The organism is Rhodospirillaceae bacterium, from assembly GCA_018660465.1.
In the GTDB taxonomy this organism is placed as follows: Bacteria; Pseudomonadota; Alphaproteobacteria; order Rhodospirillales; family JABJKH01; genus JABJKH01.
Map to the genome: position 1 here is coordinate 1 of JABJKH010000097.1, position 17,136 is coordinate 17,136.

Below are 17,136 nucleotides of genomic sequence, written 5' to 3' on the forward strand. Positions count from 1 at the left end.
ATTTTTTTTATATTTTGATTATGAATTTCAGTTTGCCTATTATTATCAGAAAACCATGGTGCGTAAATTCCCATTAATGATGGATAAGCTGCTAAAATTACTTTAGCTCCTTCCTTTCCAGCATATTTAGAAATGTCTTTTAAATATTTCTCCATTATTTCCCATGCAGGAGAATTTATCGAAATCGTGTAATTTTTTCTAGGATATGGAACGATGATCTCACCTTTAGCAAGAGATAACGTTATAAAATTATTCTTGCCTCGTGATGATGAGAGATAACGCTCCCGGATTTCATAAGCCCCATTGATAGCAGCAGTTAGTGCCCATGAGAATTTTAATATATCCACCCCTTTTATTCTGGGAGCCTGCCCTAAATATTCTTTCCAGTTTAGTCCCCTGTTAAAATGCATAAAGTGTGATCTGGATTCCGAAATATCGTTACAAAGACAAAGATTAATAATTACAAGCTTATGTGATATTTTACGATCCACAATAAATTTTTTATATGCATCTCGGTAATGACCAACGCTATATCCACTAAAACCAAGATTTCGTACTGTAAATCCTTCCTTACGAATAATATTTCCTAAGTCCTGCTTGGCATTTAATGCAATCGTGACTGAATCACCCAGTAAGATGATCTCAGGTTTTTGACTAAGTAAGTCATTGCGGTATCCATCTTTATCTATAGAAACCCATGGCATCTTATTAATCTTTAACCCTGGAGTGTAGGAGTATATAAGACCTTCACCCTGAATGCTCTCATTTGTCATTAACCCATGTTCAGCAAGCTTATAATTCCTAACATGGATTGGAAGTAACTTTGTCACACCGATTGGGAGGTCTGCAACAAGTACGCGGAGAACAACCTCCACACCTAAAACAATTAAACAAATGTTAATTATCAAAACATTATTAATAAAAATAAGTCGTTGATTTAATAGAGAAAATAATAGGTAAATAGCAACCAAACCTAAAGCGGCAATGGTTAGGAATCGTGGGAGAGAAAAAATAAAAATATACGGATTTTCAGATTTCTCAAATATTACGATAAGCAGAAACAAGCAAATGATGCAAATTGCGATGGATGGAAAGTGAACCAAAAATTTAATTTTTTTTTCTAACATTTACTAGAAAATTCAAAATTCATAAAACCGAATAATTATTCCATTGAAGTGTGAACTGGTCCCACATTGTCGGACAGTTCGGCAGTTTAGTAAAGGTGTATCCCTATTGCTGATCATGCTGCCAAAATTCTATGTATCACATTTTGCTGCTGTTGTGGATCCTGTGGGGATGTGGGTAACCCGCTGCATCGCTTCCTATTCTGTCATCTCACCTGTTACCCGCCGAGAAAATGTTCGGAGTGCGCGGAGTGACGATACCGACGACAGTGTGGTCAACGCATACTTTTGCGCTAGCCACGACACCAGGCGATATTCAGCAAACTCCCGGTACTCACCTCGCGGTTCACTACTTACCAGAACTCCCAAGGGTACGCCGGATAAACATGTGCTTTTCTCCGGTAGGTGGACAACAAAGGTCCTACGCGCAGGTGATCGTGTCAACGTTCAAGCTTATACGAAATTTAAGAAACCTTAACTAGTCAATGGAAGGGCTAAAGGGTTTATTTTGAGTGATGGCATCCTATCGTAGTCATGGGCATGCAATGGTATGTGGCAGTCTGATACACGAGTGTCGGTCAAAGCATCTAACTAGATTCCGTCGCAAGGAAACCGTCTTCAATGATAAACGCCATGCGCCGAGCCAGTTCAATACGTGTCACTGAAACTTCCTGATTGATCGTGACGTTTGTATCCCGTTTATCTCTAGCGTTAGGAAATGCGCCAACGTGCCGACCCAGCATCTCGAGGGCGCGAAGCTTGTCGCCCAACTCAAACTCATTGTTATAGCCGACCACATCGCCGTCACCGTTCAATACCTCGGTTGTCTTTACTTTCTTAATGGCTGTCAGTTGTTCAGGTGCGATGCCATCTAGCGTCGTGGTTGCCTTGCCGTTTTCACCTATCTCTAGGAAGTCACCAATATTGGCGAATGCGACCCGTGCCAGTTCACAAAGTACGTTTTCTAATGTGATATTCAGCTTCTTAAGAGCAGGTGCGCGGAGTTCAGCTATTCTTGTAGCGATCTTGGGGTTATCCATAAGTTGTTTTGCAGCCCTGTTGACGGTTGCCGGCTTCATCTTTGAACAGTCATAAGCACTTCGATAAGCTGCGGTCGCATCAGGGATATTTGGATCTATAACTGCTAAGCAGAAAGCCTCTTGTTTGGCCGTTGGCTTGTTAATCTTTGCCATATCATGGGTCCACTTGCTCATCTGTCGATGGGCAATCAACGATGATTCCCACTGTGCAAAGTGCCTTGATCGCTTCCCGCCGTCTCCGACCCATCCAAGCCGTATGGCATCCGTGGTGAAGCCAAGCATGCCGCCTGCCGCCTGTTAGAAACGGCACCGCATCGTTACCGATTCTCCCAATAGGGTCCCCACATTGGGCACACTCGTCCCCATTAAGGTTTGGGGGAGGAGTAAGATTCATCCAATGGATGATGGTGGCCTCGAACGCTTGCCGCTCGGCTTCGAATCGGTCTAGTTCGCCGTCATACTCCAGTATGGCGGCACGTTCGGAATACCATTCTAGCCAGTTTGTGGGATCGATGTTTTGAGGCGCTCCGAAGGATTTAGGGGAAACCCTGCACATGTGCAGCTTATCGCTACCGTCACGTAGCAATGAGACAATTTCCGGCTTGTGCGCCCGAAGTTCCGAAATCAATGTATCGGGTAATGGTGCTGGCGCACTTAGGGCTAAATCATCACCGTCCAGGGCAATGCTTCCACCCAGTTCACGGGTACGGTTTATGGCGGCTAAAACCACTTGTTTCATAGCTTCACACCCCACTCACCCGCTGTTTGGGGGTTTCTATCCGCTACTCCGCTACCAGCTAAGGTGACTGCGGGTTTCAGCGTTTTTCTATCCGCTACCAGTGGGGGTGAGGTAGCGGATGGAATTTGGGAAAAACCTTGGGTTTCTGCGGCTGGTAGCGGGGTAGCGGATGGGGATGGGAGATACCGCGTGAAGGCGTCTTTAAAGGCTTCTTTGCGGTAGCCCTTAGGTACTAATCCGCCGTCCATTTTAATGTTTCCGGGTCTAATCCCGAATGGTTTCAATAGGCTCGCAAGCTGTTTTGCCGTAATAGGCTTTCTCCAGTCCGTCTTATCGGCAGCACCGGCACCGTTGGCGGAAGTCGTTACGAAGTAATCCGGGACTCGCTTTATAGCCGCGTCCAGCGCCTTCTCACCCTCGACAACAAGAACGGGTACATCCGGTTTATCGTTGAGCTTGTTAACGGATGGCCACGGTCGTCATCATGCTTTCTTTAAAGCAATCTGGAAATTTCATGTTAGAGGGTGCGTCCCGCTTCATGAGTTAACGGACTATATGGGAAGGTGCGATTACGATGGTCATCAGAAAAAGCGGTATGGCCAGATAATTAAAAACCTGCGGTCTGGTGGATATGGATCTCCGAAAGAATTGAGAGGTGCTGCCAAGACCGCGTAGATCTTATGCTGCAATTGGATCTTGGATCAGCCGATACAAGCTGGAACGACTGATGTTAAATCTTTCGCAGATTCCTCGTACATCGCGGTCAGGCTGGTCCATGAGGAGCTTCATTTGTTCGACATCGGCGTCAGAAAGCTTCTTAGGGCGTCCACCTAACCTTCCACGGCGTCGAGCGGAGGCCAAACTAGATTTAGTTCTTTCAATGAGTAGCTCACGTTCGAATTGATTAATACTGGCAAAGACATTGAAGATGAGACGGCCACCGGCACTGGATGTGTCCAGCTTCTCGGTAAGGCTTATAAATTCGGCACCAGCGTCTTCTATTTTGCTGGTGATCTCCAGTAGGTCTTTTAAGGATCTTGCTAAACGATCCATTCGCCATACAGCCACCTGATCGCCATTACGAAGTTTGGATAACATGGCATCAAGTTGGGGACGATCACGCTTGGCACCACTTTCTTGCTCCTCATAGATGGTCGTGCAGCCATGTTGCTTCAAGGCGTCCAACTGCATCTGGGTGTCTTGTCCCGATGTTGAAACACGAGCGTATCCAAATATCTCTTGGATCATGATATACCTATCCTAAAAACCTTCCTCATAATAGACATGTTATAAGACAAGTTTTAAGACAAGTTTTAAGACAAATCAAGAGGTATTTTAGGGCATATTGGGAATGTCCTAATAATGGTCGTTTTTAGGATTGGTGTATTAGGCAAGTGGACTCTGGAGCCCATTGGCAACCAATTTGGGCACACTATGGGCACACTCAGACTGATATCTTACTCAATTTGAAGAAAATGAACTATTGCAAAAAGGGTAATAATTTTCATAACCTCAATAAGTTGCAACAGAGTGCGATATAGTCAAAACGGTTTAGAAAGCCTTGCCAAGGTTGAGGTCGTGAGTTCGATCCTCATCGCCCGCTCCAATTCCCCCTCGACAGAGTACTTATCCCATTGACGCGCTGGATTCTGGCTGTGCGTCAGGTGTATAATTTCTTTGGTCAATTAAAGACATTTAGCTGGGAGGAAATTATTATGAACGATAGCTTATTTGAGAGCCTTGGTGGCGCGGGTGCCGTGGATGCGGCGGTTGATATTTTTTATCGCAAAGTCTTAAGCGACGACAGCATTAGCGGGTTTTTTGACACCACCGACATGGATGATCAACGGGCCAAACAGAAGTCTTTTTTGACCATGGCATTCGGGGGCCCCAACGAATACACCGGCAAGGATATGCGCGAAGCCCATGCGCCCTTGGTAGAAAAAGGTCTTAACGACAGCCATTTCGATGCGGTTGCCGGACATCTGCAAGCGACCTTGGAAGAACTTAAAGTTCCTGCCGATCTTATCGCGCAAGTCATGGCCATTGCCGGCAGCACCCGAGATGACGTTCTTAACCGATAGAACGTCGTCCTTTCCGTGGTAAAACTTCAATTCGGTCCGCGTGAGGTTGATTGCGCGCCTGACCAAACAGTGCTTGATGCATTGCTGGACAGTGGTGAAGACGTTCCTTATTCGTGCAAAACGGGGATGTGTCTGACCTGCATGATGCAGTGCAAGGGTGGTACTGTACCGGAAGCATCCCAAAACGGCATCAAGGGAACGTTGGTGGAGCAAGGGTATTTTCTACCCTGTGTCTGCACGCCAACGGATGATCTTGATTTGTCGCCTGCGGATGATCATGACCTTTTCACCTGGTCGGTTGTGCATGAGATAGAACCCCTTAATGAAACGGTTTGCCGGGTTCTCCTGGACCCGACAACGCCAATTTATTACCGCGCCGGGCAATTTATTAATGTGCGCCGCGCCGATGGACTGGTGCGCAGTTATTCCCTGGCCAGCGTGCCACAGTTGGACGGGTTTTTGGAACTACACGTTAAGCGCCTTCCCCGTGGCCGAATGAGCAATTGGATGTTCGATGAATTAAAAAAGGGCGATCGGCTTGAGATTCAAGGGCCGAATGGGAGTTGTTACTATACGCCTGGTAAGTTTGAGCAAAACATGCTGTTGGTTGGCAATGGCTCAGGCTTAGCACCCTTATTCGGAATAGCGCGCGACGCCTTGGCGTCTGGCCATAAGGGGAAAATTTGCCTCTATCATGGAAGCCAAAGCCGGAAGGGGCATTATCTTGTTGACGTTCTGAGAGACCTGGACGCTGAGCACGCAAACTTCACCTATTTCCCTTGTGCGTCCCGCGAAGAGCCCGCCGACAATTTGCGATCAGGTCGAGCCGAAATTGTTGCTGCCAGAGATTTACCAGACATCAAAGGCTGGAGCGTATTTCTGTGTGGATTTCCGCCCATGGTAACATCGGCGCGGAAGTGGGCTTATTTGGCAGGTGCCGCCATGAACGATATCTACGCCGACCCGTTCGACCTCAAGGACTTGCGTGCAGAACCCCGGGATTAAGAGATTGAGAGACTAATCGTCTTCGTCTTCCACATCATCGTCATCGATATAGGGAAAACTATCGTCATAATAGGGCCAACTGACGCGGTGGAATGTCTGTTCCCCGGTATCGATTGAACCCTTGTCATAATGAACCATGGTGGCATCGACCACAGCCTGAACAAACACGTTGGTGATTTGTTTTAAGGCTGTCGGGCTAACGACAAATTCGGCGCTGTAGATAATTTTGTCAATATGGGTGCTATGTTTGTCCACAAACCGAAACAGCAAATCGATAAATTCCTGCTCCGGCAAATAGATTGGAAGAACCGATATGGTTTCTTTTAATGTCAGGTATAATTTATTGCCGATTGCGTCTGTGCGCGGGTCCTTAGCCACCGTGTCCACAATTTTATAGAAATAGGCCGCTTGTTCTTGCGGCAGCCGTTTTAGAGTTGGTTCGACAATTGCTCTATGGTCCATCTTAATTTGACCTTCTAGGCAAAGACACCTTCAGCGCGACACCTACGCCATCGGTCCGTGTTTAATATCTGACTTAAATTAAATTCTTTTTTTTATGTTAGAGCACCTCGTTAAAATTGCACGTTGTTTTAGGCAATAAATACAAGAACTTCATTCAAAATCGGCTGGCTTCATGTGCTTTACGCATATCAGTTATGCATTATGTGCATTTGTGAAAATTAATTCAGTACTCATCTAAAGTAGTAAGGAATGACGGCTTATTTTTAGGCTGTCCTTTCGGGATGGTCCCCTGCCATCCTGGGTTTCAAATGCGAAACCAATAGCGCCCGACCTTCTCCCCCTGGTCGGGCGCTTGTTTTTTTAATTCGAAATCGAACAAATTTTAGGGTACCAGCCGATATCCGCCTGGCTCGGTCACGAGGATTTTTGCATTTGAAGGATCGAATTCTATCTTTTGCCGAAGACGATAAACGTGGGTTTCGAGCGTGTGCGTGGTAACACCCGCGTTATATCCCCACACTTCGTCCAGAAGAACGTCGCGCCCAACCACCCGGTCCCCCGCCCGATAGAGGTATTTCAAAATCGCGGTTTCTTTGTCGGTCAGTCGAACTTTCTTATCATCATCGTTATTTACCAATAGCTTAGCGCTCGGCTGAAAAGTATAAGGTCCGATTGTAAAGACCGCATCATCACTGCGCTCGTGCTGGCGAATATGAGCGCGGAGCCGTGCCAGCAACACCCCCAGCCGAAAGGGCTTGGTGATATAATCGTTGGCCCCCGAATCGAGCCCTAAAATGGTATCGGCGTCGGTATCAGCGCCGGTTAACATGATAATCGGCGAGGTAACGCCATTGCGACGCATCAGTCGACAGACCTCTCGTCCATCCATATCGGGCAGGCCAACATCTAATAAAATCACATCAAAGTAATCGGCGCGCGCCAATTCCAGAGCCTTTGCGCCCGTTTCAGCGGGCACGGTCGCGAACTCTTCATGTAATTGCAATTGCTCGCCGAGCATTTCCAATAAGGTGGAATCGTCGTCGACAAGCAGCACCTGTTTACCGGTGGTCATTGATAGTCGCCCCCATTTGGGTCGCCGTTTTCCTGAACGCCACAATATTCCTCACGCGAGGCTGAATTTATTACATAAATAGCAAACCCGCCAGCATGGACTTATTACTGTCCTCGATTTGGCCAAACCATTTGACGTGCGGATGATGTAAAACCCGTGCTGGCAGTCGCCTCTATCAATTGTTATAGTCCCACCGATTCACAGCGCCCAGAATTTGTCGAGAATTTGCCGGTAATTTGCCGGTAATTTGCGAGGAGCAAAACTCCAACCGCCATGTCTTCTGAATTTGAACTTCTGCCCATGCCGGCTACGCGCGAACATTTTTCGCTGCTGGCGGTTGACCGCGTCATATCCGAACTTCGCCGCGGACGCATTGTCGCGGTTAGAGGATATGGCGGAGCAGCAGTCCTGGTCCAAGCCGCCGAAGCGACAACCACAGAAGGGCTGCTAGAAATTGCTGCCATGAGCGGTGGCGTCTCTCGGATTGCAATTACTGCGCGCCGCGCCGCCGTGTTAGGTTTACGAGATACAACTGCTGCTGTTGTTTGCTTGACCCATAAGAAGGAACTGACCGCAGAGGCAATTCATGATTTGGCCGAGCCCTTGTCTGCAACCACCGTGAAAGGTGCGGATTTGGAAATACATGATGCTGAAACGTACGCGTCTGAAAGTGCTGCCGTTGCCTTGACCAAACTTGCGCGGCTTTTACCCGCCGCCGTTGTCGCTCAGCCACACCTGACTGAGTCCGAAGATTTGGTAGCCTGGACAAGCCGACATGACCTTTTATTGGTCGATGCTGGAGATGTCTTCCAATATGAGCGAACCGCCGCCCGGACTCTTCGCGCGGTAAGCGAAGCAAGAGTTCCGCTGCTCGATGCTCAAGAAACTCGAATTATTGCCTTCCGACCTGTAGACGGGGGATTGGAGCATTTAGCCATCGTCATTGGTGAGCCTCCTGTTGATGAACCGGTTCTCACGCGCTTGCATTCTGAGTGTTTTACGGGCGATTTATTGGGGTCTCTCAGATGTGACTGTGGTGATCAACTTCGCGGTGCAATCCAGGAAATAGGCAAAACCGGAAGCGGCCTTTTGCTTTACTTGGCCCAAGAAGGACGCGGCATCGGTTTGGTCAATAAACTCCGCGCCTACGAGCTTCAGGACAGGGGCTTTGATACCATGGACGCGAACGAAGAATTAGGTTTCGATGCCGACGAACGGATCTACTTACCGGCGGCAAAAATGTTGGAACTTTTAAAATTCAATTCGGTTCGATTGCTGACCAACAATCCTGATAAAGTGACGGCCCTGTCGCAATGCGGCGTCAAAGTGGTGGACCGAGTATCGCACACGTTTCCATCCAACGAACACAATGAACTTTATCTCCGTACCAAAGCGGTTAAAAGCGGGCACTCTTTCTAGAGGCTGGGAAATCTTTCTAGAAGTTGGGAAATTTGAGGCGGAATCATTCGTCCTCTTAGAGGGGCAACTCTTGCCGGGAAAACGGTGCTCTGGTTGGCGTGTGCCCTTAACCTCTTGAATCTCAACAACTCTTAATTGGCATCCGGTTTGCATAGGTTAATGCAAATACAAAAACCGAGTGTCCAATTATGAATTTACATGAGTCCCATCCAGCATCACAGGTCGCGCTGTTAGCGCTGCAACAAGGCGGTAAAGCGCCGGCGTCCAACGAGGCGGATATTGAAAAGGAAGTATTCGGCGAAGACGGCTTTACTTTCAAAGATATTCTGGATGTCATCAACCCGCTACAACACATTCCCGGTGTATCGACCCTGTACCGAGACATGACCGGCGATGAGATTTCGCCAGCCTCCCGCATTGGCGGTGGCGCGTTGTTCTTTGGTCCGATCGGCGCCGCAATTTCGACAGCAAACGTGATTGTCGATAAAGCCACTGGCAAGGACGTTGGTGAACACGTTATGGCGGCCTTCGTCGATGAAGAAAATGATGGCACGATTTTAGCGGGGGCCGAACCCGTAGAGTCCGAAGAAGATACATTCGTTACCGCAGCACTTCAGTCTTGGACCAACCCGGGTCCGGCAGTTCAGACCGCCTCAAACCGGCCTATCAGTGACCAAGAATATCGCTCCCTCTTGGCCAAGGGAGAGCCCTTCGAACAAGCAGCAACAACCATCAATGAAGGAAGCATTGCAGCGCTTAAGGCAAAAGGTGAGCCCTTTGATCTCAATCCCGTAAGCGAGGCGTCAATTTCGGATACCCAGGTCGCAATGCTGATGGCGAGAGGCGAGCCGTTTGTCGATGAAGGCGGAACGGAAATTGACCTGTCCGCCGCCCAAGCTGCGGCACCGATCATGGCCCAAACACCGGCCCAAACACTGGCTCAAACACCGGCTCAATTTGGCAAAAAAGAACCCCTTCAACAGGTTGACGATTTATCCCGCCGGACCCAAGCCTATGCAAATGTTGGCATAGACGTCAGAGAGTGGGCATCGCGAGAAGTCGCGGAGCGGTCTCGTTTGGCCCGAGCCGGCGGTTCGCATCCCGGAAAAATTGCGCCTGAAACTGACTTGGCTGGAGCAACAGCCAAAGAAGGTGGCTGGTTTAGCGACGTTATGATGTCTGCCTTGAAGAGTTATAAAGGGGCAAACGCCTTATCAAACAGCCTCGCGGTACCGTCTCCCGCAAAATAATCGTTCTAATATCCAAGGCTTATCTTAATATACGTCCCTATGGATATCCTGGTTAAATCACCAAACGTTTTTTCGTGGCAGGGTGAAACGTTCCGCTGCGCCCTAGGAAGGGGTGGCGTGGTTTCAGACAAATCTGAAGGCGACGGGGGAACACCGACCGGACGCTTCGCCTTGCGTCAGATTTTTTTTCGGCCCGACCGCCTAGCCCCCCCCAAAACAATTCTTCCAATCCAAGCCCTTCAACAACATGATGGGTGGTGTGATGACTTGGAAGCGGATGAATACAATACATTGATTCAAAAGCCATTTTCTAAGCGACATGAAGACTTATGGCGGGACGATTTGGTGTATGATGTGATCGTTGTTCTAGGTTATAACGATGATCCGGTTGTTAGGGGAAAAGGCAGCGCAATCTTTCTCCACGTTGCCAAGCCTGACTACAGTCCAACGGAAGGCTGTGTTGCGCTTTCTCTGGAAAATTTGTTGCACGTTCTTAAAACGATTACGCCGGAAACACGCCTTTTGGTCAGTCTGGATTAGACGGCAGCGGCGGGCGCCCCCCAAAGATCGCTGTCCCGACACGGACGCATGTCGCGCCAAACCGGATTGCTGTTTCAAAATCTGCCGTCATTCCCATGCTGAGTTGGTCCAGTCCGTTCCGGCGGGCAAGCTCCCGCAACAATCCGAAGTGTAAGGCAGGTTCTTCATTCTTTGGCGGTAAGCACATAAGGCCTTGTACGGGAAGTTCCAGTTCATCCCGGCATAGGGCGACGAAGGCATCTAGCTCCTCTGGAATTACCCCAGATTTTTGTGATTCTTCGCCTGTATTAACTTGTAAAAAACACGCTGGCCGCAAACCACTTGTGTCCATTTCTCTTGCGAGAGCGCGGGCGAGTTTCGGGCGATCGACTGTTTCAATCACGTCAAATAACAATAACGACCGCTTGACCTTGTTGCGTTGCAGGGGACCAATCAAATGTAATCTCACATCGTCGAATTCTTCTTTGAATAACGGCCATTTTTCTTCCGCTTCCTGTAAACGGTTTTCCCCATACACCCGATGGCCCGCGTCAAAGGCAGCACGAATGTGCGATGCCGGTTTTGTTTTTGATACGGCAATCAGACTAATTTGATCAGCCGTCCGCCCATCGGCTTTGGCCGCAGCAGCAACACGGGATTTGACGGCAGCTAAATTTTCCGCAATGTCTTGGTCTGAATTCACGAATTTGTTTCCGATATGGCTTAATTTGTGGTGCACCGTAGATAGATAAGAAAAGGACAACAGGTCAGTCGTGTCCAGACTAATAAGTTTCCCCCCTGTAATTTTTATGACCGATGCGGAGAGAACACCGGATCCGGTCACCGCCATAAACCGTCTGCCTGAAGGGGCGGGTGTTATTTTTCGGCACTATGGTGTGCCAAATCGGAAGGAAATCGCCCGAACCCTCGTTCCGGTTTGCCGACACCGTCGGATTACGCTTTTAATCGCTGAGGATTGGCGGCTTGCTGCGGAAATAAACGCGGATGGCGTTCATCTTCCCGAACACATCGTGCCGACTTGGAGAGGTGGCGGAAATAAAATTGGCAGAAATAATTTTATGGTTACAGCTGCCGCTCATTCTCAAAGATCCTTGTGGAACGCCGCCCGTGCGGGTGTTGATGCGGTTTTGGTATCACCCGTATTTCCAACTGTCAGTCACCCGGAAAATAGGCCCCTAGGGATAACCCAATTTTCGAATATGTGTCGGATCAGCCCCGTTCCTGTCTATGCGCTCGGCGGTATAACCCAGGATAAATTAACGCGTCTTCAAAATAGTGGCTGTGTGGGAGTTGCTGGTATTGGATTATTTTACCCTTAATTTTTTCAGATTTACTTGAACCGGTATGGCTTTGAGATATCTTTTGTTATAATGCTCCTTGGTATAATCTACACGGAAACTGGGAAGGTTTAAGGGATTTACCCAATGTTTAGTCAGGTTCGAAAAATAAAAAATATTCATCTGTCGCTTTTAGTCGTGGCAGGTTTGTTGGTCACCGCGTGTGGACCGATTTCAATTGGGGAAAAGCCTATAGAAGAATTAACGCCTGAAGAGGCGGCTGAACGCGCTGAGGCTGACGCGAAAGACAGAGACTGGGCCATTCGGACTCAAAGTGACCAAGGCGATTACAAAGATGATTCTTTCATTTTTGAAAAGGATAGTGGCTATGGTGGCTCCAGCGGTGGCGGGAGTGGTCTTGGCAGCTTATTTTTTGAAACGGATAAAGGCGGCGGCGGGAATGGTTTCGTTGGCGGCGTTGGTGTAAATAGTTATTTGTGGCGCGCAACACTGGACACAGTGTCTTTCATGCCACTGGCCAGTGCAGACCCCTTTGGCGGTGTTATATTAACCGATTGGCATGCAACACCTGATGCACCTGGCGAACGGTTTAAGTTAAATATTCGGATTCTGGGACGGGGTCTACGCGCAGACGGCATTAATGTTTCGACGTTTCGCCAAATTCAAGACCGGTCCGGTTCCTGGATCAATGCTCGCATTCCGACGGCAACCAACGAAAAGATCGAAAATGCTATATTGTCAAAGGCACGAGAACTGCGGCATCGGTCAATTCAAAACCGGTAAGTATGTCGGTGTCGCAGTTAGCGGCGGTTTCCTAGCGTAAGATCGGGTTTTTTGCGTGCGCGGTGTTTGTTCCGGCCCTATAAATCCACATAAATTCACCGTAACGATAGGTTAAATTCGGGGACCATGGGTCGGTATAACTTCAAAGAATCAGAAGCCAAGTGGCAAGCTGTCTGGGATGAACGGAATATATTCGCCGTTGTCCCCGAAAAAAATAAACCGAAATACTACGTGTTAGAGATGTTTCCATATCCGTCAGGACGAATTCATGTCGGCCATGTGCGGAACTATGCCTTGGGTGACGTCGTCGCCCGATATAAACGAGCCCGCGGATTTAATGTCCTTCACCCCATGGGCTGGGATGCTTTCGGCTTGCCAGCTGAGAACGCCGCCATCGCTAACAACGTCCCACCGGCCAAGTGGACCCACGAAAATATTGCTGCCATGCGGCAACAACTTAAAAAAATGGGGCTGGCCTATGATTGGGCACGGGAATTCGCGACTTGCGATTCGGATTATTATCGCCACGAACAAAAGATGTTTCTGGACTTCCTGAAGGAGGGACTGGTTTACCGGAAAGAATCCTGGGTGAATTGGGACCCGGTCGAAAATACTGTTTTAGCAAACGAACAGGTCATTGACGGCAAAGGTTGGCGATCAGGTGCCGATGTTGAAAAACGAAAACTGGCGCAGTGGTTCCTTAAAATTACGGATTTCGCGGACGAACTTCTTGACGGCTTAAAAGAGCTGGAGCGGTGGCCTGATCGAGTCCGACTCATGCAAGAGAATTGGATCGGTCGGTCGGAAGGAGCGCACGTAACATTTTCCCTAAATGGCGTGCCGGAATCGCTCGAAATTTATACCACGCGGCCCGATACCATTTTTGGCGCAACTTTCTGTGCGATTGCCGCAAATCATCCGCTAGCACAGGAATTATCCCTAGATAACAAGGGATTGGCGGACTTTATTGCTGAATGTAATAAACAAGGTACCAGTGAAGCGGCGATTGAAACCGTTGAAAAAATGGGCGTGGATACTGGCATTACGGCGCGCCACCCTTTCATTGATGGAAAAGAATTACCGGTTTACGTGGCCAATTTTGTTCTAATGGAATATGGCTCTGGCGCGATCTATGGCTGCCCAGCCCACGATCAACGCGACTTAGATTTCGCTAGGAAGTACAACCTAGATGTCATACCTGTCGTCGCCCCAATTGGAGATAATGCGGATCAATTTACGGTTGAAGATATCGCCTATACAGAAGAAGGAGTGCACATTAATTCCGACTTCATGGATGGGCTTAACATCAAGGACGCGAAGACAGCCGCCATTTCCCGCCTTGAAGATTTGGACGTGGGCACACGCGCGATAAATTATCGGCTGCGGGATTGGGGGGTGTCGCGGCAGCGGTATTGGGGCTGCCCCATTCCGATCATTCATTGTGACGCGTGTGGCGATGTGCCGGTTCCAGAAAAAGATTTGCCGGTTCAATTGCCGGATAGCGTTTCCTTCGATTTGCCGGGAAACCCGCTGGCCAACCACGCCACCTGGAAGATTACAAATTGCCCGACATGTGGAGGGCCTGGCGAAAGAGAAACTGATACGTTTGATACTTTTTTTGAATCATCTTGGTACTTTGCACGCTTCTGTTCACCACACGCGGAAACCGCTTTTGATCGTGAGGCGGTAGATTATTGGATGCCTGTTGACCAATACATTGGTGGCATCGAACACGCGGTTCTGCATTTGCTATATTCTCGCTTCTTCACGCGGGCTCTAAAAAAATGTGACTACCTTGGTGAGAGCGAGCCGTTTGCAGGTCTTTTGACCCAAGGCATGGTTTGTCACGAAACTTATCAAGATGGCGCGGGTGGGTGGCTCTATCCTGAGCAGGTCGTGCGACGCGGCGAAGGGGATTACGTCCACAGCGAAACCGGTGACTCCGTCACCGTTGGACGCTCCATAAAAATGAGCAAGTCTAAATTTAATGTCGTCGATCCCGAAGGCATTATTGATACCTATGGTGCCGATACAGCGCGACTGTTCGTATTATCTGATAGTCCGCCTGAACGCGATTTGGAATGGACGGATGCGGGCATCGATGGAGCGTGGCGTTTTTTGAATCGGTTATGGCGTTTGGTAGCGGAACCTGAGCAGGCTTTTGTTGAGGTCGGCACACCTAAGCCAAATGCATTTTCGTCTGAGACGGAAGATGTATTAAGGGCTATTCACAAAACGACTTTTTCTGTTTCCGAAGATTTAGATCGATTTCGGTTTAACAAAGCTGTTGCCCGAATTCGTGAGCTGACAAACTTGCTAGAAGGACTTGATAAATCGTCCGAAGGTGCCGCGTGGGTTTTACGAGATGGCTATGAAACCGTCGTTCGCCTTATAGGCCCTATAATGCCGCACTTATGTGAAGAGCTTTGGGAAATGCTTGGTCACAAATCAACCCTAGCAACGGCGCCATGGCCTTCAGTTGACGAAACTCTTTTACAAGACGACAATGTAACGGTAGCAGTACAAGTTAACGGAAAATTGCGCGGCACCATAGAAGTGCCTAAGGATATGGATAAGCAATTAGTAGAAACCGCTGCTCTAGAATTACCCAGTGTTATCAACGTTGTAAACGATAAAGCCATACGTAAAGTCATTGTTGTTCCAAACCGGATTGTCAATGTGGTTATTTAAACCTTTTTGTAGTTGTTTGGTTGTTCTGCTGCTCAGTGGATGTGGCTTTAAGTCGCTCTATGGTACCCAGGGGAAATTTGATTCTCCGACCGAGCTTTCGGCAATAAAGATTAGTATTATTCGGGACCGGATTGGTCAGCAGGTGAGAAACGAACTGCTTGATCTCCTGACACCACACGGCGCGCCACAACATCCTCATTACATTTTAAATGTTACCGTGAGAGAATCTAAAAATGCATTTGCCGTAAAGAAAAACGCCTTTGCAACCCGTGCCGATTTGCGACTAACCGGCGGCTTCAATTTGATATCGTCAGTGAATGGCAAACCGCTAACGTCGGGAAACGTCTTCGTTATTAGTAGCTATGATATTGTCAGTTCTGATTTCGCAACTTTAAGTGCCGAAAAGAATGCTCGCGAGCGCGGCATTTTACAATTGAGCGAAGATATTCGTACTCGGTTAGCAGTTTATTTCGTCGGGCAGTCTAAAAATTCGCAGTAGCCGATGGTAAAAATCTTGTGGTAAAAATCTCTGGTGCCAAAGTAGAAAGTTTTATAAATAATCCGGACCCTGCCATTCGCGCGGTTCTTGTCTACGGTCCGGATCAGGGCTTGGTTCATGAGCGCGCTATTCTATTAGCCAAACTTATCGTAGACGATTTAAATGATCCGTTTTGCAGCGTAGACATTTCTGCCGGGGATTTGAAAAACGATCCTGCGAGATTGAGCGACGAAGCCGCCGCCATATCTTTCAGCGGGGGCCGTCGTGTTATTAGAATTCCCGACGGTACGGACGGGATCGCGAAAACCTTCGAAGAATTTCTAAGCGATCCACAAGGAGATGCGTTTGTCGTTGTCGAAGCCGGCACCTTGGGCCCTCGATCAAAGCTTCGTAAAACATTCGAAGCGTCTAAAGCGGGGGCGGCCTTAGCGTGCTACGAAGATAACAACCGTCAAATTACCGACGTCATTCGCGAAATTTTATCTCAATCCCAACTGACCGCAACCCGCGAAGCCAGCGCTTATTTAGAAGAGCATTTGGGGTCAGATCGGATGGTGACCCGCAAGGAACTTGAAAAGTTGGCCTTGTTCAAGGGCGCGCCCGGCGAAGTTTCTTTGGAAGATGCCATGGCGTGTGTCGGAGACAATGGCGCGACGTCTTTGGATTCTGTCATTTACGCCGCAGCAGGCGGGGATCTTTCTGGTCTAGAAACGGCTCTTGCCCGTGTCTTGAACGAAGGTCTCCACCCGGTTGCCATTTTGCGAGCAATTGGCCGGCACTTGCAGCGCTTGCATTTAGCTTCGGGTGCTATGGATAAGGGACAATCTCCCGATCAAGCGATGAAATCCCTTAGGCCGCCGATAATATTCAAATTTACCAATGGTTTTCGCACTCAGCTGCAGCGTTGGTCGAAATATAAATTGGCCCATGCGCTTGAATTAGTTACCGAAGCCGAGCTGGAATGCAAATCAACTGGGCTTCCAGCAGAAGCAATTTGTGGCCGCGCCTTGCTGCGTATCGCTCAAGCGGCTCGAAAAGCCTGATAAAAATATTTTATGGGAATACTATCCTGATTCTAGCCAATGAATCAGAATGATACGAACTTTATAATGGATGAATTAAATACCCGA

The 17,136-nt window shown here is 48.4% G+C and carries 17 protein-coding genes and 1 pseudogene; 10 read left to right on the plus strand and 8 right to left on the minus strand.

Annotated features, from left to right (window positions below; all coding sequences use genetic code 11):
• From HOM51_16895 to HOM51_16915, 5 genes are all read right to left on the minus strand, one after another.
• On the minus strand, positions 1–1,127 hold a 1,127-nt coding region (locus HOM51_16895), incomplete at its 3' end, for a hypothetical protein (protein ID MBT5036194.1).
• A 584-nt stretch (positions 1,128–1,711) separates the two neighbouring features.
• A complete protein-coding gene (locus HOM51_16900; GenBank protein ID MBT5036195.1) occupies positions 1,712–2,317 on the minus strand; it encodes a terminase small subunit in 606 nt (201 codons plus the stop codon).
• A gap of 1 nt (position 2,318) precedes the next feature.
• On the minus strand, positions 2,319–2,903 hold the full coding sequence (locus tag HOM51_16905; GenBank protein MBT5036196.1) for a hypothetical protein: 585 nt from the start codon (positions 2,901–2,903) through the stop codon (positions 2,319–2,321).
• Positions 2,900–3,187: a DUF3631 domain-containing protein gene (locus HOM51_16910; GenBank protein MBT5036197.1), complete on the minus strand. Its 288-nt coding sequence runs from the start codon at positions 3,185–3,187 to the stop codon at positions 2,900–2,902. The genes HOM51_16905 and HOM51_16910 overlap by 4 nt, the downstream gene beginning before the upstream one ends.
• A 394-nt stretch (positions 3,188–3,581) precedes the next feature.
• Positions 3,582–4,151, minus strand: a complete 570-nt coding sequence (locus tag HOM51_16915; protein ID MBT5036198.1) for a recombinase family protein — start codon at positions 4,149–4,151, stop codon at positions 3,582–3,584.
• 467 nt (positions 4,152–4,618) lie between these two features.
• Here HOM51_16915 and HOM51_16920 point away from each other — a divergent pair, with 467 nt between their 5' ends.
• Together HOM51_16920 and HOM51_16925 are read left to right on the plus strand one after the other, a co-directional pair.
• Positions 4,619–4,987: a group 1 truncated hemoglobin gene (locus HOM51_16920; GenBank protein ID MBT5036199.1), complete on the plus strand. Its 369-nt coding sequence runs from the start codon at positions 4,619–4,621 to the stop codon at positions 4,985–4,987.
• A 60-nt stretch (positions 4,988–5,047) separates the two neighbouring features.
• Positions 5,048–5,992 (plus strand): annotated as a pseudogene (locus HOM51_16925) (2Fe-2S iron-sulfur cluster binding domain-containing protein).
• Between the two features lie 12 nt (positions 5,993–6,004).
• Here the strand turns inward: HOM51_16925 and HOM51_16930 are convergent.
• Positions 6,005–6,454 (minus strand): hypothetical protein, encoded by a 450-nt coding sequence (locus HOM51_16930; GenBank protein MBT5036200.1) that lies wholly within the window; start codon positions 6,452–6,454, stop codon positions 6,005–6,007.
• A gap of 382 nt (positions 6,455–6,836) precedes the next feature.
• Positions 6,837–7,526 (minus strand): response regulator transcription factor, encoded by a 690-nt coding sequence (locus HOM51_16935; GenBank protein MBT5036201.1) that lies wholly within the window; start codon positions 7,524–7,526, stop codon positions 6,837–6,839.
• Between the two features lie 273 nt (positions 7,527–7,799).
• On the opposite strand from HOM51_16935, the gene ribA reads away from it, so the two are divergent.
• The 3 genes from ribA (at position 7,800) to HOM51_16950 (ending at position 10,735) form a co-directional block, all read left to right on the plus strand.
• On the plus strand, positions 7,800–8,945 hold the full coding sequence (gene ribA / locus HOM51_16940; GenBank protein ID MBT5036202.1) for a GTP cyclohydrolase II: 1,146 nt from the start codon (positions 7,800–7,802) through the stop codon (positions 8,943–8,945).
• Positions 8,946–9,133: 188 nt separating this feature from the next.
• A complete protein-coding gene (locus HOM51_16945; GenBank protein ID MBT5036203.1) occupies positions 9,134–10,195 on the plus strand; it encodes a hypothetical protein in 1,062 nt (353 codons plus the stop codon).
• Between the two features lie 39 nt (positions 10,196–10,234).
• Positions 10,235–10,735 (plus strand): L,D-transpeptidase family protein, encoded by a 501-nt coding sequence (locus tag HOM51_16950; GenBank protein ID MBT5036204.1) that lies wholly within the window; start codon positions 10,235–10,237, stop codon positions 10,733–10,735.
• Here the strand turns inward: HOM51_16950 and HOM51_16955 are convergent.
• A complete protein-coding gene (locus tag HOM51_16955; GenBank protein MBT5036205.1) occupies positions 10,722–11,564 on the minus strand; it encodes a YggS family pyridoxal phosphate-dependent enzyme in 843 nt (280 codons plus the stop codon). The two genes, HOM51_16950 and HOM51_16955, sit on opposite strands and share 14 nt — an antisense overlap.
• Before the next feature lie 46 nt (positions 11,565–11,610).
• Here HOM51_16955 and HOM51_16960 point away from each other — a divergent pair, with 46 nt between their 5' ends.
• The 5 genes from HOM51_16960 (at position 11,611) to HOM51_16980 (ending at position 17,049) form a co-directional block, all read left to right on the plus strand.
• On the plus strand, positions 11,611–12,054 hold the full coding sequence (locus HOM51_16960; protein MBT5036206.1) for a thiamine phosphate synthase: 444 nt from the start codon (positions 11,611–11,613) through the stop codon (positions 12,052–12,054).
• Positions 12,055–12,159: 105 nt separating this feature from the next.
• Entirely contained in the window at positions 12,160–12,816 is a 657-nt protein-coding gene (locus tag HOM51_16965; GenBank protein ID MBT5036207.1) for a DUF3576 domain-containing protein, read from the plus strand.
• A gap of 126 nt (positions 12,817–12,942) precedes the next feature.
• Positions 12,943–15,507: a leucine--tRNA ligase gene (locus tag HOM51_16970; protein MBT5036208.1), complete on the plus strand. Its 2,565-nt coding sequence runs from the start codon at positions 12,943–12,945 to the stop codon at positions 15,505–15,507.
• Entirely contained in the window at positions 15,494–16,006 is a 513-nt protein-coding gene (locus HOM51_16975) for a hypothetical protein (GenBank protein MBT5036209.1), read from the plus strand. Before HOM51_16970 ends, HOM51_16975 begins: the two co-directional genes overlap by 14 nt.
• 17 nt (positions 16,007–16,023) lie before the next feature.
• Positions 16,024–17,049 (plus strand): DNA polymerase III subunit delta, encoded by a 1,026-nt coding sequence (locus HOM51_16980; protein MBT5036210.1) that lies wholly within the window; start codon positions 16,024–16,026, stop codon positions 17,047–17,049.
• Positions 17,050–17,136: the final 87 nt, after the last annotated feature.

Bases quoted from the DNA above. Each gene is read 5' to 3' on its own strand.
- HOM51_16900 (MBT5036195.1), bottom strand. From the start codon at position 2,317: ATGGCAAAGATTAACAAGCCAACGGCCAAACAAGAGGCTTTCTGCTTA.
- HOM51_16905 (MBT5036196.1), bottom strand. From the start codon at position 2,903: ATGAAACAAGTGGTTTTAGCCGCCATAAACCGTACCCGTGAACTGGGT.
- HOM51_16915 (MBT5036198.1), bottom strand. From the start codon at position 4,151: ATGATCCAAGAGATATTTGGATACGCTCGTGTTTCAACATCGGGACAA.
- HOM51_16920 (MBT5036199.1), top strand. From the start codon at position 4,619: ATGAACGATAGCTTATTTGAGAGCCTTGGTGGCGCGGGTGCCGTGGAT.
- HOM51_16930 (MBT5036200.1), bottom strand. From the start codon at position 6,454: ATGGACCATAGAGCAATTGTCGAACCAACTCTAAAACGGCTGCCGCAA.
- HOM51_16935 (MBT5036201.1), bottom strand. From the start codon at position 7,526: ATGACCACCGGTAAACAGGTGCTGCTTGTCGACGACGATTCCACCTTA.
- ribA (MBT5036202.1), top strand. From the start codon at position 7,800: ATGTCTTCTGAATTTGAACTTCTGCCCATGCCGGCTACGCGCGAACAT.
- HOM51_16945 (MBT5036203.1), top strand. From the start codon at position 9,134: ATGAATTTACATGAGTCCCATCCAGCATCACAGGTCGCGCTGTTAGCG.
- HOM51_16950 (MBT5036204.1), top strand. From the start codon at position 10,235: ATGGATATCCTGGTTAAATCACCAAACGTTTTTTCGTGGCAGGGTGAA.
- HOM51_16955 (MBT5036205.1), bottom strand. From the start codon at position 11,564: ATGGCGGTGACCGGATCCGGTGTTCTCTCCGCATCGGTCATAAAAATT.
- HOM51_16965 (MBT5036207.1), top strand. From the start codon at position 12,160: ATGTTTAGTCAGGTTCGAAAAATAAAAAATATTCATCTGTCGCTTTTA.
- HOM51_16970 (MBT5036208.1), top strand. From the start codon at position 12,943: ATGGGTCGGTATAACTTCAAAGAATCAGAAGCCAAGTGGCAAGCTGTC.
- HOM51_16975 (MBT5036209.1), top strand. From the start codon at position 15,494: ATGTGGTTATTTAAACCTTTTTGTAGTTGTTTGGTTGTTCTGCTGCTC.